The sequence below is a fragment of the Methylobacter svalbardensis genome (assembly GCF_037671525.1).
GTDB classification, from domain to species: domain Bacteria; phylum Pseudomonadota; class Gammaproteobacteria; order Methylococcales; family Methylomonadaceae; genus Methylobacter_A; species Methylobacter_A svalbardensis.
The window spans coordinates 22,205-48,257 of sequence record NZ_JAWPOH010000020.1 but is presented as its reverse complement, the minus strand read 5'-3'; the positions used below and the strand labels follow the sequence as shown (position 1 = coordinate 48,257).

The window sequence follows — 26,053 nt, the reverse complement described above, 5'->3', positions numbered from 1 at the left end:
TATTTCTAGTGCTGCTCTGTGTCTTGGGACAAAAGCCGTTGCCGCGCTTTTGTTTTGATCGCGTTCATATCGTCCAAACGACCAGGGCCGCTGTCTAGTCCGGTCTGCCAAAGGTTACGCAACTCTTCGATTTCATTCTGTTGTAAAGAACGTTTCAGCTTCCAATCGCGCAAAGCCTCGCGGATAACCTCGCTACTGCTGGCATATTCGCCGCTTTCGACGCATTGGCGGACTATCGCTGCCATTTCAGGGGTTAAAGCGATACTTAATTTTTCAACATGGGCCATGATAGGAACCTCCTTGTTTCATAGTATTAATAATTCCTTTCAATAGCAATCTGAGTTTGTATGATCAACGCAACCGCTTTCCGCTTACCGCATCATAAATAGCAGTTTCCTGTGCCAGTTCCCCGACTTTGCCATGAACGATAAAAATATCGGCATTGGCAAAGGTTTTGAGTAATTTTCTTGATTCCTTGATGGCGGGCCGCGTCGTCGGGTTGGCGCTGGTGGATACCAGCGGGCTGCCGAATTGGGCGCATAAGTCGCGGGCTATCGGGTGATGGGTCACTCTGACGGCCAGTGATGAATGTTCGCCGGTCAGCCATTTCGGCACCCAGGGCCGGGCCGGAATAACCCAGGTGACAGGTCCCGGCCAGGTGGGTGTTATCCGGTCGATGATGGCTTGATCTAAATCGAGGTAGGGACGCAGTTGCTCCAGTGATGAGGCGATAAGAATCAGGCCTTTTGCTATCGGGCGCTGTTTGATGTCGAGCAGGGTCATCACCGCAGCTTCGTTGAGCGGGTCGCAGCCTAAGCCGTAGACGGCTTCTGTGGGATAAGCAATCACCGCTCCGGCTTTGAGCTGACGGACGGCGTTTTTTATTTTGAACAGGGAGTGATAGGTCATTTTCTCGTTCTTTCGCTATGTGTGGACCAAGTAGTAATGCATAAGTATTTTTATGCTTATGGCACTTTGATACTGGCCTAGCTGAATACAAAGTTCTTGCCTACCTACTTAGGTGATTTGGAGATTAGGAACCTGCCGACTTAAGGCATATCACCACGAAGAACACGAAGTTTTTAACTTGGTTTTTCTTCGTGAACTTCGTGTCTTCATGGTGAATAAAAAAAATCTACAAAGCTCCAGGTTCTTTAGGTCCCTGCACATCGGCAGGATCACCTTCATACGGCGTTACGTATTTGCAGTCTTTTTGCGGACAAACTTTTTCCACACCGCGCCGTTTGGTCTCTTTGACGGTCAAAATAGGCCACGCACATTCCGGGCAACTTTCTTTTATCGGCGCATTCCATAATGCGTAATCGCATGTTGGGTATTCTGAGCAGGAATAGAATATTTTGCTGTTCCGAGACTTGCGTTTGAGGATGTTGCCTTTTTTGCATTGCGGACACTCAACGCCGGTATCCAGCGGCTTTTCCAAAGGCTCGATATGCTTGCATTTGGGATAACCGCTGCAACCGATGAATTTGCCGTAGCGTCCGGCTTTGATCACTAAAGGCGATTCGCATTTAGGGCAGGTTCGACCTTCTACAATTTCGGGTTCATCGCTAGCGCCGGGATCATCGTTCAGGTTGCGGGTATAGGAGCATTCGGGATAGTTGGTGCAACCTATGAACCGGCCATTCCGGCCTAAACGAATCGACAGCGGACTGCCGCAATCGGGACATTTTTCATCGATAGCTTCCTGGGTGACATCTTTACGATGGACGCTTTCTTCCTTTTCGTGAATCAGCGTGGTGAAGGGTTTCCAGAAGTCGTGCATCAATGGAACCCAGTCTTTTTCTCCCCGCGACACCGCATCCAGTTGATCTTCCAGGTTAGCGGTAAAATCGTAATCAACGTATTTGGTGAAATGTTCGGTCAGAAATTTGTTGACGATCCTGCCGACATCGGTCGGGTAAAAACGTTTGCTGTCCAGCGTGACGTATTCGCGATTTTGCAAGGTTGAAATAATCGATGCATAAGTCGATGGCCTTCCGATACCATGTTCTTCGAGGGATTTTACCAAGCTGGCCTCGCCGTAGCGTGGCGGCGGCTCGGTGAAGTGCTGTCCGGCAATGACGTCGCCCAGCTGAACGGGGCGGCCTTCTTCCATCGGCGGCAGAAAACTTTCCTTGTCATCGCTCTCGGCGCTGTCATCTTTGCCTTCCAAATAGACGGTCATGAATCCTGGCGTGGCAATTGTTGAGCCAGTTGCCCTGAACACATGCTTGCCGTCGCCGCAGCTTAAATCGACGGCGACCATGTTGAGTGTGGCATGAATCATCTGGCAGGCGATGGTGCGTTTCCAGATCAGTTCATAGAGTTTGAACTGTTCGATACTCAGCTGGTCTTTGATCTGGCTGGGCAAGTATCGGGGGTAGGTTGGGCGTATCGCTTCGTGCGCTTCCTGAGCGTTTTTTGATTTGGTTTTAAACAGTCTGGGTTCTTTAGGAACATTGTCAGCGCCGTAGTTTTCGGCAATCAGCGCACGGATATCTTCGACAGCATCTACCGACAGGTTAACCGAGTCGGTACGCATGTAGGTGATTAAACCGGCGGTTTCTCCGCCTATATCGATACCTTCATAGAGTTGCTGGGCAACTATCATGGTGCGTTTGGTGGTAAAACCCAGTTTGCGCGAGGCTTCCTGTTGCAGAGTCGAAGTGATAAAGGGTGGCGCAGGGTTGCGTTTTTGCTGTTTTTTCTCCAGCTTGGCGACCATTAATTGGCCATCAGCGGCATCCAGCAGGGTTTGCCTGGTTTTTTCGGCCAGCTGTTCGTTGGTAATGCTAAATTGACTGATTTTTTCGCCGTCAAACTGGGTCAACTTGGCTTTAAACGCTTGTTCATGCGCCGTCAATGCGGCATTGATTGTCCAGTATTCGCGAGTTTTAAAGGCCTCGATTTCAAGTTCGCGCTCGACGATCATGCGCAAGGCGGGGCTTTGTACACGGCCTGCAGACAGACCGCGGCGGATTTTTTTCCATAACAATGGCGACAGGTTAAAACCGACCAGATAATCCAAGGCGCGGCGAGCCTGTTGGGCGTTGACCAAGTTGATCGCTAATGGTTCTGGATTGGCAATGGCGTCGGTGACGGCTTTTTTGGTAATTTCATGGAATACGACCCGATGCACCGGCTTGTCTTTCAGTAGTTTTTTTTCTTTCAGCAGTTCCAGTAAATGCCAGGAAATGGCTTCTCCTTCTCTATCAGGGTCAGTCGCCAGATATAAGGTGTCTGCGGTCTTAAGGGCTTTGGCAATGGCTTGCACATGTTTTTGGTTGCGCTCAATGACTTCATATTTCATCGCGAAGTCGTTGTTCGGGTCAACTGCGCCCTCTTTGGGGATCAGGTCACGTACGTGTCCATAAGAGGCTAAAACCTGAAAGTCCTTGCCCAAATATTTTTCGATGGTTTTGGCTTTTGCGGGCGATTCTACAATGACGAGATTCTTGCTCATTTATTCTTAAAAGAGGTGAAAGGTTTAAAGGAAGGTGAAAGGTAAAGGTATGTGTTTTGAACCTTGACTCTTGAACCTTCGTTAATGCAAATAAGTGGGGATAAGGTCATAGACTATATCTTCCATTCTGGAGAAAGCGATTTCTTCATCCGGCTGGCTGAGCAATACCATCAGCACTATCCATTTCAGTTTTTCCATCGATATTTCTTCATTTTCTAGCGCCATGGCCCGGTCGATGACGATTTCCCGGTTAGCTGCGCTCAGGATGCCGCTATTCTCAAGGAACATAAGCAAATTACGGCTTTCAAGATCCAATTTGGCTTTCTCTTGACTGCAAAAAATACGGAATGCAGGTGTGGCGGATGTTTTTATGGCGCGTTGCAGGCTAAGCGACTCCAGCCAGTCGAAAGCTTTGTTGACTTCGATTTGTTCAAAGCCTGCTTCCAGTAATTCTGTTCTGACGACATCGCTGTCAGGAAGTATTTCAATTTCATCTTCCATATAGTTTTCGAATAAGTACATCAGGACATCAAAAATATTTTCTTTCATAGGCTCTTGGTTGTTGATAATTATTTTATTCTCGTATAGCCGCCGCCGGGGGCTGCTTCCAGGTAACCTTGCAGTTCAAGAATCAGCAGCATTGACGAAATAACTTCGACAGATTCGTTGGCATTTTCAACCAGAGTATCGATAGAAGTTGGGCTAAACATGACGAGATTCAATAATGTTTGCTGCTCCAGGTCAAGTGTTGATTGCATTGTTACCGGGGAGAAGATTGCATCTTGTTGATTATATTGATTTAGTTCCTCAAGAATATCTTGGGTTGTTTCGACAAGTTTTGCGCCTTCGCGGATTAGCGCGTTGCAACCTCGGGCCAGCGGGTTATTAATGGAACCGGGAATCGCAAAAACTTCACGGTTTTGCTCCAAGGCCATGCGCGCAGTAATCAGTGAGCCGCTTTGTTTGGCGGCTTCAACCACCAACAGGCCTTGGCACAGACCACTGATAATGCGGTTGCGCCGGGGAAAGTGGTTGGCTTTGGCGGTAGTGCCCGGCGGAAATTCCGAGACCATTGCACCGGAATTGACAATTTCAGTGGCCAGGTCTTTATGCCGGGCCGGATAAACACGATCCAGTCCGGTTCCGGCTACTGCAATCGTATAACCTTTGGCCTTTAATGCGCCCTGATGGCTAGCGGCATCGATACCCAAGGCCAGTCCGCTGGTAATGGTAAAACCGCAATGACTCAGGGTTTTGGCGAAGTTAAAGGCGATTTCAAGGCCGACAGATGACGGATTTCGGCTGCCCACGATCGCAATTTGCGGCAGGGATAACAGTTCGGGGGTGCCGCGTACAAACAAAAGTGGCGGAGGATCGGCGATTTCTTTTAACAGCGGCGGATAGTTTGGGTCATTGAGGGTGATAACGCCGTTATTCTCCTGACTGAGCCAGCACAAATCATAGTCGATCAGCGCCCAATCAGGATTTTTGATCGCATTAACGATGTCACTTTTTAAGCCCAAGGCGCTCAGTGCGGAGGATGATTCTGCAAATAACTGTGCCGGGGTATGGCTAATCAGTAAGCGGAGAAATGTCCTGCAACCGACGCCTGGCGTGCGCAATAACGCAAGCCAGTATTTGATGTCTTGCTCGGGAATGTTCAGGGGGTTTTAACTTTGTCTAAAACATGAAGGGCCTGAGTCGCTTTCATGACCAAGGCATAACTGACACGCTCAAACGGACGGAAAACCATCAGGGTGCCCGCCATTTCATCCGGAAGGTTAACGAGATCGTTTTTAACCGGGCTGTACGAATCTTTGACAATATTGCCGCGTTGATAGATGTCCAGTTCGTGCCCGGCTAAAAGACCGTCAGTCGTGCCCTTGTCTATGACGACCACGTTATACCGGCCGATTTGAGAAACGCCGCCAAGCACGCTGATAATACTGCCGCTGATGCTTTGTTCGGGTGGACGGGGAAAATAATTTAACGCAATATCCTGTTCAGCATTGGGCATAATCCGATCGCCGATACGAATTTCTTGGGTGGATTTGGTTATGGTTAATGTCGCAGGGTCTCCGGGTTGTTGTAATGAGGTGTCGGCAATGTATTGCGCCTCATAGCCCAAAATTTCTCCGCTTTCCGGACTGATATAGGCGCTGCCCGGCCGGTAAATCGTGTAGGACTGGCTTTTCGGTTCGGTAATTGAGCGCACATAAACGCGGTCGCCGGTACCTGTAATCAGGTGTTCGCCGGCAAAATCAATAACATACGGCGCATTGTTGAGTTCATTTTCATTCACCACTTGGGGTGATGACAGAAAACTGCTTATCGTTTCGGTGGGGATTAATTTAATAGCCTGTTTCAGCTCGCTTACCCGAATACAAGGCAGTACTTTGCCATCGTCGGAGACGGCAAAGTCTTTGCGGCCTTGCTTATAGTCTTGTTCCCGAAGTATACAGGGAGAATTGGCGTTGGCCAGGGGGAGTTCGCTACGGGAAAGACTAAGTTGGGGATTGCCATCGACGATTGAAAAATAAAGCGTATCGCCGGGATAAATCAGGTGGGGGTTCTTGATTTGAGCATTACGGTTCCATAATTCAGGCCATTGCCAAGGGTGGGTTAAAAATTTACCGGATAATTCCCATAGAGTATCGCCTTTGACGACGGTATATTGATCGGGATGAGACGGATTTATTTGTATTTCATCTGCCCATGCGCTGTTGCTGATGATGAGCAGAGAAACTATCAATCCGGTGAATGTTCGAAAAGCCATGTTTGGGTTCCTGTCGAGTCTTTTTGTGCGATCTGAATTCAAAGTTTAGATGAATTCATATAGAATTCCAGTATTCAATTATTATAGTGGAGAGTTTGTTGAGTATTCTATCTATTCTCGAGTTTCCGGATGAAAGGTTGCGTAAGAAGGCTGCAATCGTAAAAACGGTCGATGATAAAATTAAAAAATTGGTCGATGATATGCTTGAGACCATGTATGAATCACATGGTGTAGGCTTGGCTGCAACTCAGATTAATGTGCATCAGCGGGTCGTCGTCATCGATGTCAGCGAGGAAAAGGATGCCCCGTTATGTTTAATCAATCCTGAAATCATTGAAAAAGACGGGGTTAAAGAGTCCGAAGAAGGTTGTCTTTCGGTACCCGGTTTTTTTGAAAAAGTGACCAGAGCCGAGCATGTTATCGTCAGGGCGCTGGACAGGGAAGGTGTGTCTTTTGAATTTAGCGCCAGAGATTTGCTGGCTGTTTGCGTTCAGCACGAGCTGGATCATTTGAGCGGAAAACTGTTTGTCGATTATATTTCACCGTTAAAACGGCAGCGGATTAAGAAGAAATTGGAAAAAACCCATAAAATGGAAGCGAGTTGATGAAGATAATTTTTGCCGGAACCCCTGAGTTTGCCGTCCCTTGCTTGCAGATGTTGTTGGATTCAGGGCGTGAGGTTTGTGCCGTCTATACTCAGCCAGACCGTCCGGCAGGCAGAGGGCGCAAGTTGCAACCTAGTCCGGTCAAAGCATTGGCCTTGACTGCCGGGATTCCGGTTTTTCAACCACTGACGATGAAGACCGATGAGGACTTGCAGCGGGTCAGTGCATTGAATGCCGATCTGATGGTGGTGGTCGCTTACGGCATGATCTTAACGCAAGCCGTTCTGGACGTGCCCAAACTGGGCTGTATCAATGTCCATGCTTCATTGTTGCCGCGTTGGCGCGGTGCGGCACCTATTCAGCGGGCATTGATGGCGGGCGATCAAAAAACCGGCGTGACCATTATGCAGATAGTGCGCAAACTGGATGCCGGCGATATGCTGCACAAGGAAGAATGCGTGATTGGCCCGACCGATACGGCCGTCGATTTACATGACAAATTATCCGTGTTGGGTGCAATAGGCCTGAGCAAAGTGCTGGCGCAACTGGAAGCGGGAACCATTCATCCCGAACCGCAGGATGAGGCGCTGGTGACCTATGCCGAAAAACTGGATAAAAGCGAAGCCGTTATCGACTGGACGCAACCGGCTGCGGATCTGGCTCGAAAGGTAAGAGGCTTAAATGCATGGCCGGTCGCGCAAACGCTTTATCAAGGCAAGGTGTTGCGCATTTGGCAGGCGGTAGCCGTGCAGGATGATTCGTCTTTGCAAATGGAACCCGGCGTGGTTCGCTGTGTCGATAAAAATATCGATGTGGCGACCGGCTTAGGTTTTTTAAGGCTGCTGGAAATACAGTTGCCGGGCGGGAAACGCATGCCTGTCCAGGCATTTCTCAGCGCTCACGACGTTAACGGAGTTAAATTAGGTTGAACAATCAGTGAATACAAGATTAGTCGCAGCCCGGGTATTGTCGCGGGTTTTGCAGGACGGGCAGTCTTTAACCGCCGCTCTGGATAATGCCTTTTTGAGCATAGAGTCGGGTAAAGACCGGGCTTTCATTCAGGCGCTATGTTACGGCGTTTGCAGGCAATTTCATCGGCTGGATTTTATTTTAAGTCAATTGCTGGATAAACCGCTAAAGGATACCGACGTTAAGGCTCTGGCTTTGGTGGGCTTGTACCAGCTTAAATTCATGCGGGTAAAACCTCACGCCGCAGTGTCCGAAACGGTTTTGGCGGCACGTAAAAAACCGTGGGCCAAGTCGCTGATCAATGCGGTGCTTAGAACCTATCTGCGAGAGCAGGAAGGGCTTGAGCACAAAGCCGATAAATTTCAGGTCGCAGCCCTGAGTCATCCCGACTGGCTGATTAAGCAGATTGAACAGGACTGGCCCGAGCAGGCGTTAAATATTTTCTTGGAAAACAACCAGCAGCCGCCTATGGTGTTGCGGGTCAATCTGGCGAAAACCAGCCGCAAGGATTATTTGCAAGGGTTAGCCGGCCAAGATATAGCGGGGCAAGCCGTCAGCTTTTGCCCATCGGCGATCAGGCTGGATAAACCGGTGCCGGTCGATTTGTTGCCCGGCTTTGCCGAAGGGCTGGTATCCGTTCAGGATACTGCCGCGCAATTGGCAGCCGGATTGCTGGATGTTCAGCCGGGACAACGGGTGCTGGATGTCTGTGCCGCACCGGGCGGTAAAACCGCGCATATTCTTGAAAGCCAACCGCAGCTAAAAGAACTGGTCGCCGTCGATATAGACGAGTTCAGAATGCAGCGGGTCAGCGAGAATTGTCGGCGTCTGGGCTTGCAAGCCACTCTGGTGGTAGGCGATGCGGCAAACCCTTCAGGCTGGTGGGACGGCAAACCGTTTGACCGGATTTTACTGGACGCGCCATGTTCAGCCTTAGGCGTTATTCGCCGTCACCCCGATATTAAATTATTGCGCAGAGCCGAGGATATTGGCCAGTTACAGGCTATGCAAAAAGCCATCCTGCAAGCCGTCTGGCCGCTGCTAGCGCCCGGCGGACTATTAGTTTATGCAACCTGTTCCATTTTAAAGCAGGAAAATGAGCAGCAGGTTCAAGCTTTCTTAACTGAACATAGCGATGCGGTCGAGTTGCCCTTGTTCCCAAGTTCCAGTTTGGGAACGACAGACTGGGGAACCGCCGGAGCTTGCGGACGCCAGATTCTTACCGGTGAATCGGCAATGGATGGATTCTATTATGCGCGCATCAGCAAGCAATAAAACATCGCTTTGCTATGCATTGCTGTGTTGTTTTTTGATAGGATTGTTGCCTGCGATAAGTCATGCCGATACGCCTGTCCTGAACGCAGTCGAAGGATTTGGAGTGGAAGTCAAAAATGCCGAGTTGACCTTGCAAGACGATAGCTATGCGTTGTCTGCGGATATAGATTATCGGCTCAGTACGCGGGCAACGGAGGCGCTGCAAAACGGCGTACCTTTGTATTGGGATATACATATCAAGGTCCTGCAACAGCGGAATTATTTTTGGAATAAAACACTGGTTAATACCGGCATCCGTTACCGCATCCAGTATCATGCCTTACTGAATATGTATCGGGTCAGAAATGAAGGTGCAGGTGACGTGACTAACTTTTCTACGCTATCGGCGGCGCTCGATTCGATGTCAATTATCCGTGATTTCCGGGTAATGGATACGGCGATTTATGCTCCTGGAGAGCGCTATGCCGTCGGCATAAAAGTAACGCTTGATCGAGATGCCCTGCCTTTGCCGTTACGCCCGGTCGCCTATATTAATCCTCAATGGTATTTATCCAGTGACTGGACATTATGGCCTTTAACAAAATAAAACCCCCCGTCAGTTTGTCCATATTGGTTCTGCTGGGCTTGATTTTGCTGTTGCTACAGCTGATGAGTTCGGCAACACAGGAATCTTCAGAATTGAGTGCGATGTATTCATGGCTGCTTTTGGTCAATGCGCTGGGCTCTGTGGTGTTGCTGGGCTTGGTCGGCGCTAATATTTATTCTCTGGCGCGGCAGTTAAAAAAACGTGAGGCAGGTTCGAGATTAACCACGCGGATGGTGTCTCTGTTTGTGGTACTGGCTCTGGCTCCTGCTGTTATTGTGTTTTATTTTTCCATGCAGTTTTTGCATCAGGGTATCGATAGCTGGTTTAATGTGGAAATAGACCGGGCGATGGAGGATGCTTTGGAACTGAGTCAGGCATCGTTAGACCAGCGGATGCGCTGGCATTTGCGACAAACACAGCAATTGACCGGGAGGCTGGTGGATTCGCCGGAAACGCTGGTGACTCTGGAAATGGAAAATTTGCGTGAACTTTCCGGGGCGTCCGAAATGACGCTATTTTCCCGGCAGGGCAGGATTATGGCTTCAAGCAGCATCAATCCCAGTGATATTTTGCCGAGTTTGCCGGATGAGCATGTTTGGTTGCAGTTGCGGCGGAATACGGAGTTTGTCGCTTTGGCGCCGGTACGCGAAGATGAGTTGATGATCCGGGTTATCGTTACCGTTAAAACCAGGGAGCCGCAATATTTACAGGCTTTATATCCGGTGCCGATAAGGATTGCCGATTTGGCCGATTCGGTGGAATTTGCCTTTGTGCGTTATCAGGAGATGAATTTTTTAAGGGACTCCTTAAAGTTGAGTTTCTCTTTGACGTTGTCACTGGTTTTGTTGATGAGTTTGCTGGCGGCTATTTGGGTGGCTTTTATCAGTATCCGTAATATTATCGCCCCGGTAAAGGCGCTGGTTAAGGGCACGCAGGCGGTGGCTTCCGGGAATTATGATCAAGATCTGCCGGTTACTGCTCAGGATGATCTGGGTTTTCTGGTGGAGTCTTTTAACGAGATGACTCATCGTATTGCCAGGGCCAGCGATGAAACCCGGATGGCCGGTATTGAGGTGGAAAATCAACGGGCTTATCTGGAAACGATACTGGCGAATTTAACCGCCGGGGTGATTAGTTTTGATACGGTGTATAAGATACGTACGGCGAATCAGGCGGCTTACCGGATTTTTCACGTTCATGTGAATCAGTTTGTCGGGCGGACTTTGTTGGAGTTGGTGCAGAGTTATGCCGAACTGGCTGAACCTTTAAAATCCATTCAGCGCTTATTGGAGCAAGCCGATGATATATGGCAGCAGCGGATTGCTTTTTTAGGTCCCAACGGTCGGCAGGAGTTACTGTGCAGAGGCACGCCGCTATTTTCTCAGGAAGGCCTGCGAGTCGGGGCGGTGGTGGTTTTTGATGATGTGACCGATTTGATTCAGGCGCAGAAAAATGCGGCCTGGGGGGAGGTGGCGAGAAGGTTGGCCCATGAAATCAAGAATCCGTTAACACCCATACAGTTATCGGCAGAACGCTTGCAGCATAAGCTGGCCGACAAGTTGACTGCCAGTGATGCAGATATGTTGCAGCGTTCAACTACAACCATCGTGCAGCAGGTTGAGGCAATGAAGGAAATGGTAGATGATTTCTCGGAATATGCCAAACCCTCCAAAAAGCAGACGGTGGATATTGATCTGCCCCGTTTGGTTCAGGAGGTGTTAGCGCTTTATGTGTTAAAGTCGGGGGTCAAGTTTAAAGCCGATTACGATACGGGTTTGTTGATGATTAAAGGTGACCCCGTCAGTATCAGGCAGGTGTTGCATAATCTGATAAAAAATGCACTGGAAGCCTCGGATGTCAAAGGTTTGATCGAAATAAGCCTGCACCGGGTGCAAAAAAATAACACCGATTTTATCGAAATAGCACTTTATGACGATGGGTCGGGCATTAAAGATGAGCAAATTGAACGGATTTTTGAACCCTACGTTACCACTAAGTCCAAAGGTACTGGTTTGGGGTTGGCGATAGTCAAAAAAATAATTGAGGAACACGGCGGTGCGATATGGGTCGACACCAGCCGTAAAGTGGGGGCTGGATTTATTATTCAGCTTCCGGCGTGTAATTTTTGAGATGTTGTAAAACAATATGAATGCAAACATACCGCGAATATTGGTTGTAGATGATGAGCCGGACATTCGCCGACTGGTCTGTGAAATTCTTGAGGATGAAGGTTATCAGGTCGCTACGGCTGAAAATGCCGGCACCGCCAGGGAGTTAAAAAAGTCTGAAATTCCTGATCTGATCCTGCTTGATATTTGGATGCCGGATACCGATGGCATAACCTTGTTGAAAGAATGGGTTGTTGAAGAAGCCATGCTTTGTCCTGTGGTTATGATGTCAGGACACGGCTCTGTTGAAGCCGCTGTTGAGGCGACTCGGCTGGGAGCTTATGATTTTCTTGAGAAGCCGTTGTCTCTAGCAAAATTATTATTGATTGTAGAAAGGGCTTTGGAGGCCAGTAGTCTGCAAATAGAAAATGCGGGGCTTAAACAGCTGTTAGTCGCCGATATTGAACCGGTTGGCAAGAGTGCTGCCGTTGCGAGAATGAAGGATCAATTAAAGCGCTTGGCCCAGCATGATGCCAGGGTGTTGTTTGTCGGTGAGGCGGGTGTTGGTAAGGAGATGTATGCGCGTTACCTGCATAATAACAGCCTCCATCGAGACGGTCCTTTTGTGGATGTGGCGGTAGGCAGTATATCGCCGGAAAATTCGGCGGTGGAGTTTTTCGGCAAAGAGGATGCGGGTAAGATTTATCCGGGTTTGTTGGAGCGAGCGCATAAGGGGACGCTGTTTTTAGGCGAAATCGGCGGCATGGATAAGGAAACGCAACTAAGGTTGCTCGGCGCGCTGGAGTCAAGTTCATTCCTGCGAGTAGGGGGTGGCGAGGCGGTTCGTGTTGAAGTTCGGGTGGTCGCGTCAACCCGCATTGCCTTGGATGAGGAGGTTAAGGCGGGTCGTTTTCGGCAAGATTTATATTATCTCCTTAATGAGGTCTCGCTCGACGTTCAACCGCTACGGGAACACAGTGAGGATGTGCCTGCATTACTGAGTTTTTATGTGGATTATTTTGTCAGTCAGGATAGATTGCCTTTTCGGAAGTTTTCGATGGCAGCGCAAAACTATTTGCGTAATTACAGTTGGCGCGGCAATGTACGGGAATTGAAAAACCTGGTGCAGCGCTTAATGATACTGGGTGTGGGGGAAGAAATAGAGTTGGATGAGGTGAAGGCGGCGTTGGGTTCTGTGATTGGTGATACCGTTACGGCGCATTCGGTGCCTGAGTTCTTTAATTTACCGTTAAAAGAGGCCCGAGATCATTTTGAAAAGGCCTATCTGGAATACCATTTTGAGCGTACCGGCGGTAGTGTTGCAAAATTGTCAGCCGCAGTGGGTATGGAGAGAACGCATCTTTATCGTAAGCTGCATTCATTGAATATAAAATTGTAAGGCAGGCACAAGACGAAAGGTTCAAGGCACATGCTTTTTTCGCCCTTCACCTTGTACTTAAATTACAAATAAACTTGAAAGTTTTGGTAATTCTTAGTAGAATCTCGTTCTTTATATTCAAGCCTTTAACAGTAAGCCTAAGCAACGATGAAAACATTTAGTGCAAAGCCAGCAGAAGTTAAGCGTGATTGGTTCGTGGTCGATGCAGAAGGAAAGACACTTGGTCGTCTTGCTTCTGAAATTGCGCTTCGCCTTCGCGGTAAACATAAACCAGAATACACACCGCATGTTGATACCGGTGATTACATTATTGTAGTAAATGCAGAGAAGATAGGCGTTACCGGCAATAAAGAAAAAAATAAGTTGTATCAGCATCATACCGGTTATATCGGTAATCTTAAGACTGTTACCTTGGGTAAATTGAGAAAAACTTTCCCTGATCGTATTCTTACTACAGCAGTTAAAGGAATGTTACCTAACAATCCACTGGGTCGTGCAATGTTCAAGAAATTGAAAGTCTATGCAGGTCCTGAACACGATCATCAGGCTCAACAGCCACAAGTATTAGAATTATAAGCGGGTAGATCATGGCAGCAGCAGCTCAGTATTACGGAACAGGTCGTCGTAAATGTGCAATAGCACGTGTTTATGCAACGTCAGGTACCGGAAAAATCACTATTAACAAAAAAACCCTCGAAGAATATTTCGGTCGTAAAACCGACCAGATGGTTTCTCGTCAACCATTGGGTTGTGTTGATATGGAAGGCAAATTCGATATTAATGTCATCGTTAAAGGCGGCGGTCCATCTGGACAGGCTGGCGCTATTCGTCACGGTTTGACTCGTGCGTTGATGGTATATGATGAAACCTTGCGTCCAGCGCTTAGAAAAGCCGGTTTTGTTACCCGCGATTCACGTATTGTTGAACGTAAAAAAGTGGGTTTGCACAAAGCCAGAAAACGTCCACAGTACTCGAAACGTTAATCGATTACTTCCATGCAGTAACCCCCGGTTACGCATGTGGAAACAAAAAAGGCTGCATTCGTAAGAATGCGGCCTTTTTTATGGTTATTTAAAAGAGGATGGGCGGTGAAAATTTCGGTTGTTGCGATTGTTTATTCTTGATGGCTTAAGTTTGGCTGTTAACAAATAGCCACAGATTGATGCGAATCAAGCCCTGGCACACACCCAGACATCTACCCGGCTAGCGCCGGCTTTTTTCAATGCATAAGCCAGTTCATGGGCGGTGGAGCCGGTGGTCATTACATCGTCGAGTATTGCGATGTGCTGGACATGGATGGGCTTGACGATTGAAAACGCATTTTTCAGGTTTTTACGGCGTTTTTTGGCGGGTAATTGGGTTTGATGGGGCGTGTCGCGATTGCGCCTGCAGCTGTTAAGATCTAGCGGAATCTGTAATTCTCGGCTTACGATTCTGGCAATTTCTATGGCCTGGTTGAAGCCTCGCTGGCGATAGCGGGCTTTATGCAGCGGAACCGGTAAAATCAAGTCGGGCCGGTCGGCGGTCTGTTTCATGCCGTGCTTTCCTGCCCGACACCCTTCGGGTAAATGCAAATTTGTTCCAGACAGATTTGTCAGGTGGTCGGCTAATAACATGCCGAGTAAGCGCGCATTCTTGTGGTTGGCGCCGAATTTTAAGGTGCTGATTAAATGCCGGATGGCACCTTGATGGATGAACGGCGCGACAGTCTCATCAAAGGCGGGCTGGCGGCTCAGGCAGCGACCGCACAAAACCGCCGGAAGCGGTTTTGTGCGCGAAGCGCCCGAAGGGTGCTGGGCAGGGATTGTCCAGCATGATTGTGCCGGGTCTGCTGTGGATATTTCCAGTATTTCTGCGCATTGATAACAGCAGTGATTATTTCGAGGCAGTTGCGTATAGCACGAATGGCAAATGTCGCGGGAATCGTGTCCTGGGTTTCCGCATAAGATGCAAGTAGGCGGAAGCAGGTAATCCTGTATAATATTGATCCAGTTGTATACCATTTTTATATGAACAGGTTGACAAGTTTATCGTCGTTCGCGATCGATGGACTTCACATCTTAGTCCATCCTATATTGGAGCTTAACAGAATGTCTGCAAACCCTGCAATTCGCCATGACTGGCAGTTGGATGAAGTGCAAGCGCTTTATGCGTTGCCTTTTAATGACCTGATTTTTAAGGCGCAAACCGTACACCGAGAGAATTTCGATCCCAATGAAGTTCAGATTAGCAGTCTGCTGAGTATTAAAACCGGCTCCTGTTCGGAAGACTGCGGCTATTGCCCGCAAAGCGCCCGCTATGATTCCGATTTGACGCCCGAGGCATTAATGCCGGTGGATGCGGTTTTGAAGGCGGCGCAACTGGCTAAAGATCAAGGCGCATCGCGTTTTTGTATGGGCGCGGCCTGGCGTCAGCCTAAAGACAGGGATGTGGAGCGGGTGGTGGAAATGGTTCAGGGTGTTAAGGCCTTAGGTCTGGAAACCTGCGTAACCTTAGGCATGTTGACCGATGCGCAAACGGCCCGCTTAAAAGAGGGCGGTCTGGATTATTACAACCACAATCTGGATACATCCGAAGACTATTATTCCGAAGTCATCACCACGCGGACTTATCGGGATCGTCTGGATACGCTGGCGCGGGTCAGGGATGCCGGGATTAATGTATGTTGCGGCGGCATTATCGGTATGGGCGAGAGCGCTGTTGATCGCGCCAAGCTTTTAATCGAGCTGGCAAATTTGCCCAAGCATCCTGAAAGCGTGCCGGTCAATATGCTGGTGCAGGTCGAAGGCACACCGTTAATGGGAACTGAAGCTTTAGATCCCATTATCTTTATCAGAACCATTGCGGTTGCCAGAATGATGATGCCAAAATCACGGGTGCGGTTGTCCGCAGGGCGCAATAACATGAGCGATGAAATGCAGGCGCTGTGTTTTCTGGCCGGTGCCAATTCGATTTTTTATGGCGATAAGTTGTTGACTACCGATAATCCGATGACTAACCATGATTTGGCTTTGTTTGAGCGGCTAGGTGTGTATTCAGGCGGCTCAAGTTACGCTTGATCCTGGAGAAATAAAGTAATCCACGAAAGACACGAAAAGTACGAAAATAGTCAAAGTAATTTATTTCGTGCTTTTCGTGGATACAAACCTTAAATCCAATGACGTCCCCATTCTCAAAATTAACCGCCAACCTGGACGATATTGCCCAACAAGGCTTGTATCGTTCGCGGCGGATCATAGCATCCCCTCAAGGCATTAACCTGGAAATTGACGGCAGAAAACTGATCAATTTTAGCAGCAATGATTACCTGGGGCTGGCTAATCATCCCGATGTAGTCAATGCGTTTAAATCCGGGGTAGATCAATACGGAGTTGGCAGTGGTTCTGCGCATTTGATTTGCGGACATAGCACGGCTCATCATGCTCTGGAAGAAGAGCTCGCCGCTTTCACTGGACGCGACCGGGTATTATTGTTTTCTACCGGATACATGGCAAATATCGGCGTAATTTCGGCTTTATTGGGGCGCGGCGATGCGGTATTTGAAGACCGATTAAATCATGCGTCCTTACTGGATGGCGGCCTGTTGTCCGGCGCCCGATTTAAGCGTTATGCTCATGCCGATCTGGCTGATCTCGAAGCAAATCTGAGCAAAGCCGCAGGCAACAAGCTGATCGTTACCGATGGCGTATTCAGCATGGATGGCGATTTTGCACCGCTGGATGAATTGGCTGCTGCCGCAAAAAATCATGATGCCTGGCTGATGGTTGACGATGCGCACGGCCTGGGTGTAATCGGCGAACATGGCGGCGGGATTTTGGAGCATTACGGTCTTGGCCAGGATGATGTGCCGGTGCTGATGGGGACCTTGGGTAAAGGTTTTGGTACTTTCGGCGCGTTTGTCGCGGGTTCCGAGGTGTTGATTGAAACCCTGATCCAGAAAGCTCGCACTTATGTTTATACCACCGCTTTACCGGCAGCGGTTGCCGAGGCGACACGGGCAAGTTTAAAAATTGTCATCGAAGAAAGCTGGCGCCGGGACAAGCTGAGGGCGCTGTCGGAGCGGTTCAGGTTGGGCGCGGAGCAGCTCGGACTGCAGGTGATGGCATCAGCGTCGGCTATACAGCCCATCCTGATCGGCGACAGTCAAAAAGCCGTAGACATCAGCAATGCTTTGTTGAATGCCGGTTTTTTAGTCAACGCTATTCGTCCGCCGACCGTGCCTCAAGGTAGCGCAAGATTGCGGGTGACTTTTTCAGCGTTGCACGAGCAGCAGCATGTCGATCAGTTGCTGGACGCGCTAGCCAAAATTATCGTAGGCCGCAAGTGACAACAATTCACCTGGAAACCTTCGGCAAAGGCAAACCCATAGTGCTGGTGCATGGTTGGGCGATGCATACCGGCATTTGGCGGGAGTTTGCCCGGCAATTGGCGCTCAACTATCAGGTCACCTGTATCGATTTGCCGGGACACGGGCATAGCGAAAAAATCGATCCGTTTACGCTGGAACGGATTAGCGCCGAGTTGGTTAATGCGATCCCCGAGCAGAGCTGTTGGCTGGGTTGGTCTTTTGGCGCTACGGTGGTGCTTGATATAGCCAGTCGTTATCCTGATCGGGTATCTTCACTGGTTTTACTGGCGGGCAATCCCTGTTTTACCCGTTCCGGCCTGGGAACACATGACTGGCCCGGCATGGATATCCGGTTGCTCGATGATTTTGCCGATCAGTTGAATGAAAGCTGTCAGGCGACTTTACTGCGCTTTTTATCCTTGCAGGTAAACGGCTTGCCCGAGCAAAAGGCTCTATTGAAGGTACTTAGAGCAGCCATATACGAATGCGATCCGCCTGATGGGCATACCTTGCAAGGCGGTTTGGCGATACTGAAACAGGCAGACATGAGGCCAGTTTTATCCGAATTAAAAACGCCTGTGTCGGTCATCTTAGGCAGTCTGGATACCCTGGTTCCTGTCGCCGTAGCTCAAAAAATGCAGCAGTTATTGCCGAGTCTGGAATTAAATATCATCGACAGTGCAGGACATGTGCCGTTTTTGTCACATAGCAGGGAAACATTGGCGATTATTTCCCGATTTATGGATGAGCAATGCCTTTAGATAAAGCCAAAATCAAACAATCATTTGCGGCGGCCGCGGTGACTTATGATGGCGTTGCCGCATTGCAGCGCATTGTCGGTAGAGCGCTGCTGGGTACCATAGATACTGAAAAGCTGGCAGGTACTCTGCTGGACCTGGGTTGCGGCACCGGTTTTTTAACCTCCGAACTGTTGGGGTTTGCTCAGCCCATTGTCGCTTTGGATATTGCCTTGCCGATGTTGCAGCTAACGCGAACGAAGCTGGCAGATACACCTAATGTCAGCTATTTATGTGCCGATGCTGAACAGCTGCCGCTAGCCGGACAAGTGGTCGATGGCGTTTTCTCCAATCTCGCTTTGCAATGGTGTATCAACCTTGAGGCCGTTTTTATCGATATTAAACGGGTAATGAAACCGGGCGGCAGGCTGGTTTTCTCGACATTCGGTCCGCAAACGTTACAGGAATTAAAAGCCGCGTGGGCGGATGTCGACGACTACCAGCACGTTAACGACTTTTACAGTGAGCAACAGCTGACCCGCTTTCTTCAGTTGGCGGGCTATACCGAGATAAAGATTGAAACCAAGCTTTATATATCGAACTACGGTTCGGTTTTGGCGCTGATGAAGGAGCTAAAGCACATCGGTGCGCATAACATGATTGTCGGGCGTAATAAAAACATCACTACCAAAACGCAGATGCAGCGCATGATTGCGACTTATGAGCGGCATCGAACCGACGATCGGGTTCCCGCGACTTACGAGGTTATTATGGTCGCGGCAAGCTAATGGAAAAAGGTTACTTTATAACCGGAACCGACACCAATGCCGGCAAGACCTGGGCAACGATTGCGCTGATGCGTTACTTGAAAAATCAGGGGAAATCAGTTGCAGGCATGAAGCCTGTCGCTTCAGGTTGCTTGATGCAGGATGGGCAGCTGAAAAATGAAGATGCGTTGCTGATGCAAGAAAATGCGTCATTGCCGATTGACTATGATTTAATCAATCCCTATGCCTACGAACTGCCGGTTTCACCGCATATTGCGGGCATAAACAACCCAGTCAAACTGGATCAGTTGGTTGCTAAATTTGAGCTGTTAAAAAATCTAGCTGATATTGTTGTTGTTGAAGGCGCCGGAGGTTGGTACAGTCCTTTAAATGAACGGGAAGCGAATAGCGACTTGGCAATAGCACTGTCTCTGCCGGTGATTTTGGTTGTCGCCATCAGACTGGGTTGCATCAATCATGCGCGATTGACTTATCAGGCGATCGCGCAGTCGGGCGTAAACTGTGCCGGTTGGATTGCAGTCTGTACAGACCCGGAATTGCTAAACAGGGACGAGAATATACTCAGCATAAAAGCCGCTGTAGCCCCAACTTTGCTGGGTGTGTTGCCTTATACGGAAGTCGCGGATTTCGATTTTCTCTCGGGGCAACTGAAGCTATAATTCACCCTTGATAATGCCTTTACCGGCAGAGTGGCAAAAATAAAACATGACAAAGTCTCTTTGAAAGCCCTATTATTTTCATTTTTTTCTCAGCTTGATTATCCGTTTAACTGACGGCACAAGGTTAATGCATGACGATTCGCCATAACTTATCTATAAAGTTCTCATCAGTAAAATTTATTTTAGTTGTCGGTACGTTGTTGTCCGGATGTGCCTCGACCCGGCAAATTGTGCTTGATCATCCGTCGACTCAGGTCAGCCAGTTCCAGCCTTTGCAAGGTTTCCAGGTCATTGATGGCGACGACTATTATGTGCGGTTAGTTTCGGAGTTCGATTTTAAAGGCGAAAATGTTTTAAAAGGCGGCTGTACCAATATGGCGCCGTCTTATGAAAAGGGGGATTTATCGGCGGCGCTTATTTACAGTGTGCGTAATGAGGCGCTTAAATTCAGTCGTGAAGCCACCGGTTTTTCGTATCAGGCAACCACAGGCAAGTGCAACTTTACATTCGATGCTAAAAAGCTTTACCTGACCCCGTGGATACGGCTGGATTCGGGCAAGGAAACCCTGGTCGATTATAATTTTTACACCAATGCGAACAGCGACGTGGATGTGTCGGGTCTGGTCGGCAATGTGAATGCGGCCAGCAATTTGCTGGCGCTAACCGGTGTCGGCATGGGGGTTGCGATTATGGGGCAGGTTGCCGGGCAATGGGTAAAGAGCAATCAGCAGGCGGCTACGGAAGTAGCAACACCGGTGCCTCATCAGTCGGCCAAACATAGTTCGGAGTCGCATTCACTACCGGCAGCCACGGCTTTTTTGGGTAAAATCGGAACGCTGAATCAGACAATATTTAAGGTTTATGATGTGGCGGAAGGCGGGTTTAATCTGCTGGGTTCGGATACTAAACAGTTGGGTGAACTAAAGATTTATCCGGAAATCCTGCCTTCTTTATTGCTAAAGACGACCGCTGACGGCATTCCCGATGCACGTGATTTATCCTTTGAAGAAATAGGCTATTCGCCGATAAAATCTGCGGCCGGGGACATCAATCTTCAGCAATTGATTGAGCAGTCGAAGCATCCGGCAAAACCGAATTTAAAACCTAATTGGAATAATTACCAGGAAGTGGAGGGTAATTGCCGAAAATTGAAACTGGTGATGAAGGATTTAGGCTTTAATAAGTTTGATCGCAATGCGGTAATTTACTATTTCCTGGCTAAAAATGACGATTGGAATAACTACAACATCAGTCGACAAAAGACGCAGGGTGAAGAAATGCGGCCCAAGGTCATAGAAGCTTATCGCAGTAAAAACTTTGCTAACTGTCTGGCAACTGACGATTATGCGGTTATGAAAGCGATGGGTTTGCCGGTCAATACGCCGTCTGACTGGCATCAGATGGGTGAGGCGAGTCATAAAAAAGAGCACACATTTGCGCCGCTTAAGTCGATAGAACGGCAGTTGGTTGCGGTGTTGAAAAATTCAAACAAAACGGAAATGGAGCAGCAGTTGTTTCCTTTGCTCAGTACCGCAAAAAATGGCGACGGTAGTGTGTTGCTGCAAAATCATTTAGGTGATTTCGGCTTGGGATTGTTGCTGAATCCTCCGGTAGTGTCAGCAGTCCCCGTCCCTGAGGAAGTATCGGTCGATCCGGTTGCATCTGCTGTTGCGCCTATTCCTGGCGAGGGCATTATTGTCAGTGCTCGTCAATTGGCGCAAGTCTTTTCAGGGTTGTCATTAAACGAATTGAGTTGTGCGCGGCCGGTTCCTGATAGCTTGGGTAAATCTGCGGGCATTTTATTGTTTACCACTAAAGAAGGTAGTGCGCGTATTAAAGGAGGTGCGATGGAATTTGAATTTTCCGGCGGTAAGATTACGCGTATTGCATTTCAGTTATCCACTTACCGGGATTTCGAACAGGATCTGTTGGATCGTCCCGAAGTTGGCGGCTGTCGAATTGATCCCGCTTTTCTGGCAAAGTTGCGCTAACGATAAGGTTATTTTGATAGGGCTGTCCCGTTATGAAAATTAACAAATTTTTTTGGGACGGGACTGGAAAGCAAATTGGTTAATAACATAAATTAAATATGGATTTGGAGTTGAATATAATCCATAATATTTGTGTGGTAAATAATTAATAATAAATAACACTATCAGGAGAAACATTATGGCTTTAATTACTTGGACAGCTAGTCAGTTCGGCACCAATGTCGGCTTTGCAGATGATGAACATAAGATTTTGTTCGATAAGCTTAATAAACTGTATGATCTAGCGACAAGTGGAGCACAGCGCTCTGCAGTAGGTGCGCAATTAGATTATTTGATTGCTTATGTCGTTGATCATTTTGCTCATGAAGAAAGAGAAATGTTGGCAAAAGGTTATGCAAGTTACGAACGCCACAAAGCAGAACATGAAGCTCTGATAGGCATTTGTGCCGGTCTGCAAACAAAGTTTCATGCAGGTGAGGCAGAAGTTGACGAAGGCGTCGGTCAATTGCTTAAGGGTTGGCTGGATAGCCACATTCCTAACTTCGATATGCCTTATGCCGATACGTTAAACAGCTGATCGGGTTCCAACGTTAAAAATAAAAGGCTTGTGAATTGCATTGATTCACAGGCCTTTTTTTTGCGCCAAATAAAATCAGAAAAAGGACAGCTGGTATAGATTGCCCTCATAGGTTAAAATTGAAAAGTTTATTTGTGATAATTATTACGTAAAGGGAATCGGGCTAGTCTGGTATGTCCCAACATTACGAAACGATATAACGCATACAAGAGTTTATAACTACTAACGAGGAGGCTGCTCCGTGAAGAAAACAAAGCAACTGTTCGCCGGTCTGATCTTAATGGCTTTAGGCCTAGGGACAGCGCAGGCGGATTACACGCTCAATCTAATGAAAGGGGTTACAAAGGTCAGTAATGACATTTATGACCTGCACATGCTGATTTTATGGATTTGTGTATTCATAGGTATCGGTGTGTTCGGAACTATGTTCTATTCGATTTATCATCATCGTAAATCAAAAGGTCATAAAGCGGCGCAGTTTCATGAGAATACGACAGTTGAAATTATGTGGACGATTGTCCCGACCATAATTTTGATTGGCATGGCTATTCCAGCTACAAAAGCCATGATAGAGTTGGACGATGTGCAAGAAGCCGAAATGTCTATTAAGGTAACCGGGCATCAGTGGAAGTGGGAATATGAGTATCTTGATAATGGAATTCATTTTTTCAGTAGCCTGGATGAGGCCAGTAATAAAGCACGTCAGGTAGGTTCAGGTATAGACCCACGGTCGGTTCCTCATTACCTGTTGAATGTTGACAAGCCGTTAGTTATCCCAACTAAAAAGAAAATTCGTTTTGTATTTACCTCGGCAGACGTAATCCATTCATGGTGGGTACCGGATTTAGGCTGGAAAAAGGATACTAATCCTGGATTTATCAACGAATCATGGACTTCTGTAAATGAGCCGGGTACTTATCGAGGGCAATGTACTGAGCTTTGCGGTAAGGATCATGGCTTTATGCCAATCGTTGTTATTGCAATGGATGAGCCTGATTACGATGCCTGGGTAGAAAAACAAAAAGCGGCTGTAGCGGCTGAAGCAGGCTCGGCAAGCAAGCAGTGGACGACTGAAGAGCTCGTTGCTAAAGGTAAATCCATTTATGATACCAGCTGTTCTTCTTGTCATATGGCAGACGGTGCCGGGCTGCCGGGCACTTTCCCTGCGATAACGGCAAGTCCCGTGGTAACCGGTGACATTAATGCTCAAGTTAAGCTTATGTCGGACGGAAAAGGCATGATGCCGGCTTTCGGAAAAATGTTAAGCGCAGTCGATTTTGCTGCAGTCGTAACCTATACCCGTAATGGTCTGGGTAACGCAGTGGGGGATTCTATTCAACCTTCCGCTATTCAGGCTCTGCAATCGGCAACATCCGCTGCAGATAAAAATGAATAAGTCATTGCGTTGTTATCGATCTAATCTTTTTTATGTATTCAAGAGGTATAAAATATGTCTGCTGTAGTCGCTGAACATGATGATCATCATGATCATGGTCCTGCTAAGGGACTCTTAAGATGGGTTATTACCACCAATCATAAAGACATCGGCACGTTATATTTGCTGTTTGCCCTGACGATGTTTTTTGTTGGCGGCGCAATGGCAATGGTTATTCGCGCCGAATTATTTGAACCGGGTATGCAGTTTGTTAATCCCCAGTTTTTTAATTCAATGACCACTATGCACGCCTTGGTTATGGTGTTTGGCGCAGTGATGCCGGCATTCGTCGGCTTAGCCAACTGGATGATTCCAATGATGATTGGCTCTCCGGATATGGCATTACCGCGTATGAATAACATGAGTTTCTGGTTGTTGGTTGCCGGTGTTTTATTGCTGGCCAGCACCTTATTCATGGAAGGTGGCGCACCTGCTGCCGGTTGGACCTTGTATCCGCCGTTAGTATTGCAAACCGGTAAGGCATTGCCTTTCGCGATTTTCTCGGTGCATTTGCTGGGTATCTCGTCAATCATGGGGGGGATTAATATCATTGCAACCATTTTCAATATGCGCGCCCCCGGCATGACCTTAATGAAAATGCCGATGTTTGTTTGGACCTGGTTGATTACCGCTTTCTTGTTAATCGCAATTATGCCGGTTTTTGCGGGCGCAGTGACCATGCTGTTAACAGACAAATTTTTTCACACCAGCTTTTTTGATGCGGCGGGTGGGGGCGATCCGGTTCTTTATCAACATATTTTCTGGTTCTTTGGGCATCCTGAAGTTTATGTAATGATTCTGCCTACTTTCGGCGTGGCTTCTACCATTATTCCGGTGTTTGCACGTAAGCCTTTGTTTGGTTACAGCTCAATGGTTTATGCAACGGCAGCAATTGCATTTTTGTCATTCATCGTCTGGGCTCACCACATGTTTACCGTGGGCATGCCGATAGCGGGCGAACTGTATTTCATGTATGCAACCATGTTAATTGCAATTCCTACCGGGGTTAAAGTTTTTAACTGGACTGCAACCATGTGGAAAGGTTCGATGACTTTTGAAACGCCTATGCTGTTTAGTATTGCTTTTGTCGTTTTGTTTACGATGGGTGGATTCACTGGCTTAATGATGGCTATTGCCCCCGTTGATTTCCAGTATCACGATACTTACTTTATTGTCGCTCATTTCCATTACACGCTGGTTCCAGCTTCGGTCTTTATATTGATGGCTGCCGGTTATTTTTGGCTGCCTAAATGGACCGGCCATATGTATGACGAAAGAATTGGCCGCTTGCATTTCTGGTTGTCCGTGGTGTCAGTTAATATCTTGTTTTTCCCTCAGCATTTCTTAGGGTTAGCAGGTATGCCGCGCAGAATCCCCGATTATGCCGTTCAATTTGCGGATTGGAATATGATTTCCAGTATTGGTGGTTTTATATTCGGCGCCAGTCAACTGCTATTCTTGTATGTCGTTATTCATACCATCAGAGGCGGAACCGGCGAAAAAGTAACGGCTGAAGTGTGGGAAGATGCAGCCAAGCATAGCCTGGAGTGGACTTTGCCGTCACCACCGCCGTATCATTCATTTACTACACCACCAGCAGTTATACCTACTGAACATGTCTAGGGGGTTGCATTTCAGGTTGCTTGCAAAAGCAACCTGCTTAGATAACGTATCGGATGAAATAATGAATACCAAACAGAAAAATATTTTGACAGCAGTGATTTTGGTAACGATTGCAGTCATTATTTATGTTTTTGCAGTGATAAGAGCGGTTTCTCAATGAGTGAAGGCATTGCCAAAAAAAACGCTAAGCTGGTTCGGGTGTTGGTGTTGGTTGTGCTGGGAATGTTTGGTTTCGGTTATGCTCTGGTTCCGCTTTATGATGTATTGTGTGAAATAACAGGCATTAATGGCAAAGTTGAAGCGGCTGCTGTCAAGGAAGTCAGCTACGTAGTTGATAAAAACAGAGAGATTACCGTAGAATTTATCACCGCGCTGAATGAGGCAACACCGATGGTGTTTCGTTCGGAAATAAAAAAATTAAAAGTTCATCCAGGCGAATATTATACGGTGAATTTTTATGCGGAAAATAAGACCGATAAAGTCATGGTTGCTCGGGCAATTCCAAGTATTTCGCCCGGACTAACTGCTGAATTTTTTAAAAAAACAGAGTGTTTTTGTTTTTCAGAACAGACGTTCAAAGCGCGAGAAGGCAGAACTATGCCGGTGCGGTTTGTTGTCGATCCTGAGCTACCTGAAAAATATAAAACGATTACACTTGCATATACATTTTTTGACAATACTGAAACATCAGTAAAAAAATAATAGGGGAAGTTT

The 26,053-nt window shown here is 47.7% G+C and carries 25 protein-coding genes; 18 read left to right on the top strand and 7 right to left on the bottom strand.

Annotated features, from left to right (window positions below; all coding sequences use genetic code 11):
- Positions 1-5: 5 nt before the first annotated feature.
- The 6 genes from RW114_RS09930 to RW114_RS09905 form a co-directional block, all read right to left on the bottom strand.
- Complete coding sequence (locus RW114_RS09930; protein ID WP_340122594.1) at positions 6-287, bottom strand: type II toxin-antitoxin system ParD family antitoxin; 282 nt, start codon at positions 285-287, stop codon at positions 6-8.
- A gap of 64 nt (positions 288-351) precedes the next feature.
- Positions 352-909: an L-threonylcarbamoyladenylate synthase type 1 TsaC gene (tsaC, locus tag RW114_RS09925; protein WP_340122593.1), complete on the bottom strand. Its 558-nt coding sequence runs from the start codon at positions 907-909 to the stop codon at positions 352-354.
- A 226-nt stretch (positions 910-1,135) separates the two neighbouring features.
- Positions 1,136-3,463, bottom strand: a complete 2,328-nt coding sequence (gene topA, locus RW114_RS09920) for a type I DNA topoisomerase (protein ID WP_340122592.1) — start codon at positions 3,461-3,463, stop codon at positions 1,136-1,138.
- Positions 3,464-3,544: 81 nt separating this feature from the next.
- Positions 3,545-4,012 (bottom strand): Smg family protein, encoded by a 468-nt coding sequence (locus RW114_RS09915; protein WP_340122591.1) that lies wholly within the window; start codon positions 4,010-4,012, stop codon positions 3,545-3,547.
- A 20-nt stretch (positions 4,013-4,032) separates the two neighbouring features.
- Positions 4,033-5,085 carry a DNA-processing protein DprA gene (gene dprA / locus RW114_RS09910; protein WP_340122590.1) on the bottom strand — a complete coding sequence of 351 codons (1,053 nt, stop codon included), beginning with the start codon at positions 5,083-5,085 and terminating at the stop codon, positions 4,033-4,035.
- Positions 5,086-5,123: 38 nt separating this feature from the next.
- On the bottom strand, positions 5,124-6,239 hold the full coding sequence (locus tag RW114_RS09905; protein ID WP_340122589.1) for a LysM peptidoglycan-binding domain-containing protein: 1,116 nt from the start codon (positions 6,237-6,239) through the stop codon (positions 5,124-5,126).
- A gap of 98 nt (positions 6,240-6,337) precedes the next feature.
- On the opposite strand from RW114_RS09905, the gene def reads away from it, so the two are divergent.
- The 8 genes from def (at position 6,338) to rpsI (ending at position 14,164) form a co-directional block, all read left to right on the top strand.
- Positions 6,338-6,844 carry a peptide deformylase gene (def, locus tag RW114_RS09900; protein WP_340122588.1) on the top strand — a complete coding sequence of 169 codons (507 nt, stop codon included), beginning with the start codon at positions 6,338-6,340 and terminating at the stop codon, positions 6,842-6,844.
- Complete coding sequence (gene fmt / locus RW114_RS09895) at positions 6,844-7,773, top strand: methionyl-tRNA formyltransferase (RefSeq protein WP_340122587.1); 930 nt, start codon at positions 6,844-6,846, stop codon at positions 7,771-7,773. The genes def and fmt overlap by 1 nt, the downstream gene beginning before the upstream one ends.
- Positions 7,774-7,780: 7 nt before the next feature.
- On the top strand, positions 7,781-9,088 hold the full coding sequence (gene rsmB, locus RW114_RS09890) for a 16S rRNA (cytosine(967)-C(5))-methyltransferase RsmB (RefSeq protein ID WP_340122586.1): 1,308 nt from the start codon (positions 7,781-7,783) through the stop codon (positions 9,086-9,088).
- A complete protein-coding gene (locus RW114_RS09885) occupies positions 9,066-9,674 on the top strand; it encodes a DUF4390 domain-containing protein (protein ID WP_340122585.1) in 609 nt (202 codons plus the stop codon). Before rsmB ends, RW114_RS09885 begins: the two co-directional genes overlap by 23 nt.
- On the top strand, positions 9,656-11,803 hold the full coding sequence (locus RW114_RS09880) for a sensor histidine kinase (RefSeq protein WP_340122584.1): 2,148 nt from the start codon (positions 9,656-9,658) through the stop codon (positions 11,801-11,803). The genes RW114_RS09885 and RW114_RS09880 overlap by 19 nt, the downstream gene beginning before the upstream one ends.
- A gap of 16 nt (positions 11,804-11,819) precedes the next feature.
- Positions 11,820-13,181, top strand: a complete 1,362-nt coding sequence (locus tag RW114_RS09875) for a sigma-54-dependent transcriptional regulator (RefSeq protein WP_340122583.1) — start codon at positions 11,820-11,822, stop codon at positions 13,179-13,181.
- Positions 13,182-13,328: 147 nt separating this feature from the next.
- The gene (rplM, locus tag RW114_RS09870) at positions 13,329-13,757 is read left to right on the top strand and encodes a 50S ribosomal protein L13 (RefSeq protein ID WP_340122582.1); all 429 of its coding nucleotides are present in this window, start codon (positions 13,329-13,331) and stop codon (positions 13,755-13,757) included.
- Positions 13,758-13,768: 11 nt separating this feature from the next.
- Positions 13,769-14,164 carry a 30S ribosomal protein S9 gene (gene rpsI, locus RW114_RS09865; RefSeq protein ID WP_340122581.1) on the top strand — a complete coding sequence of 132 codons (396 nt, stop codon included), beginning with the start codon at positions 13,769-13,771 and terminating at the stop codon, positions 14,162-14,164.
- A 186-nt stretch (positions 14,165-14,350) separates the two neighbouring features.
- On the opposite strand, the gene RW114_RS09860 is transcribed toward rpsI, so the two are convergent.
- A complete protein-coding gene (locus tag RW114_RS09860) occupies positions 14,351-15,184 on the bottom strand; it encodes a ComF family protein (RefSeq protein ID WP_422614802.1) in 834 nt (277 codons plus the stop codon).
- 87 nt (positions 15,185-15,271) lie between these two features.
- On the opposite strand from RW114_RS09860, the gene bioB reads away from it, so the two are divergent.
- The 10 genes from bioB (at position 15,272) to RW114_RS09810 (ending at position 26,041) form a co-directional block, all read left to right on the top strand.
- Positions 15,272-16,240 carry a biotin synthase BioB gene (gene bioB / locus RW114_RS09855; protein WP_340122580.1) on the top strand — a complete coding sequence of 323 codons (969 nt, stop codon included), beginning with the start codon at positions 15,272-15,274 and terminating at the stop codon, positions 16,238-16,240.
- 98 nt (positions 16,241-16,338) lie between these two features.
- Positions 16,339-17,508 carry an 8-amino-7-oxononanoate synthase gene (gene bioF / locus RW114_RS09850; RefSeq protein ID WP_340122579.1) on the top strand — a complete coding sequence of 390 codons (1,170 nt, stop codon included), beginning with the start codon at positions 16,339-16,341 and terminating at the stop codon, positions 17,506-17,508.
- On the top strand, positions 17,505-18,290 hold the full coding sequence (gene bioH / locus RW114_RS09845) for a pimeloyl-ACP methyl ester esterase BioH (protein ID WP_340122578.1): 786 nt from the start codon (positions 17,505-17,507) through the stop codon (positions 18,288-18,290). The genes bioF and bioH overlap by 4 nt, the downstream gene beginning before the upstream one ends.
- Entirely contained in the window at positions 18,281-19,054 is a 774-nt protein-coding gene (bioC, locus tag RW114_RS09840; RefSeq protein ID WP_340122577.1) for a malonyl-ACP O-methyltransferase BioC, read from the top strand. Before bioH ends, bioC begins: the two co-directional genes overlap by 10 nt.
- On the top strand, positions 19,054-19,713 hold the full coding sequence (bioD, locus tag RW114_RS09835) for a dethiobiotin synthase (protein ID WP_340122576.1): 660 nt from the start codon (positions 19,054-19,056) through the stop codon (positions 19,711-19,713). Before bioC ends, bioD begins: the two co-directional genes overlap by 1 nt.
- 131 nt (positions 19,714-19,844) lie before the next feature.
- Positions 19,845-21,704 carry a hypothetical protein gene (locus RW114_RS09830; RefSeq protein WP_340122575.1) on the top strand — a complete coding sequence of 620 codons (1,860 nt, stop codon included), beginning with the start codon at positions 19,845-19,847 and terminating at the stop codon, positions 21,702-21,704.
- Between the two features lie 178 nt (positions 21,705-21,882).
- Complete coding sequence (locus RW114_RS09825; RefSeq protein WP_340122574.1) at positions 21,883-22,281, top strand: bacteriohemerythrin; 399 nt, start codon at positions 21,883-21,885, stop codon at positions 22,279-22,281.
- 241 nt (positions 22,282-22,522) lie between these two features.
- Complete coding sequence (gene coxB / locus RW114_RS09820; RefSeq protein ID WP_340122573.1) at positions 22,523-23,677, top strand: cytochrome c oxidase subunit II; 1,155 nt, start codon at positions 22,523-22,525, stop codon at positions 23,675-23,677.
- 54 nt (positions 23,678-23,731) lie between these two features.
- On the top strand, positions 23,732-25,339 hold the full coding sequence (gene ctaD / locus RW114_RS09815) for a cytochrome c oxidase subunit I (RefSeq protein ID WP_340122572.1): 1,608 nt from the start codon (positions 23,732-23,734) through the stop codon (positions 25,337-25,339).
- Between the two features lie 156 nt (positions 25,340-25,495).
- A complete protein-coding gene (locus tag RW114_RS09810) occupies positions 25,496-26,041 on the top strand; it encodes a cytochrome c oxidase assembly protein (protein WP_340122571.1) in 546 nt (181 codons plus the stop codon).
- Positions 26,042-26,053 lie beyond the last annotated feature (12 nt).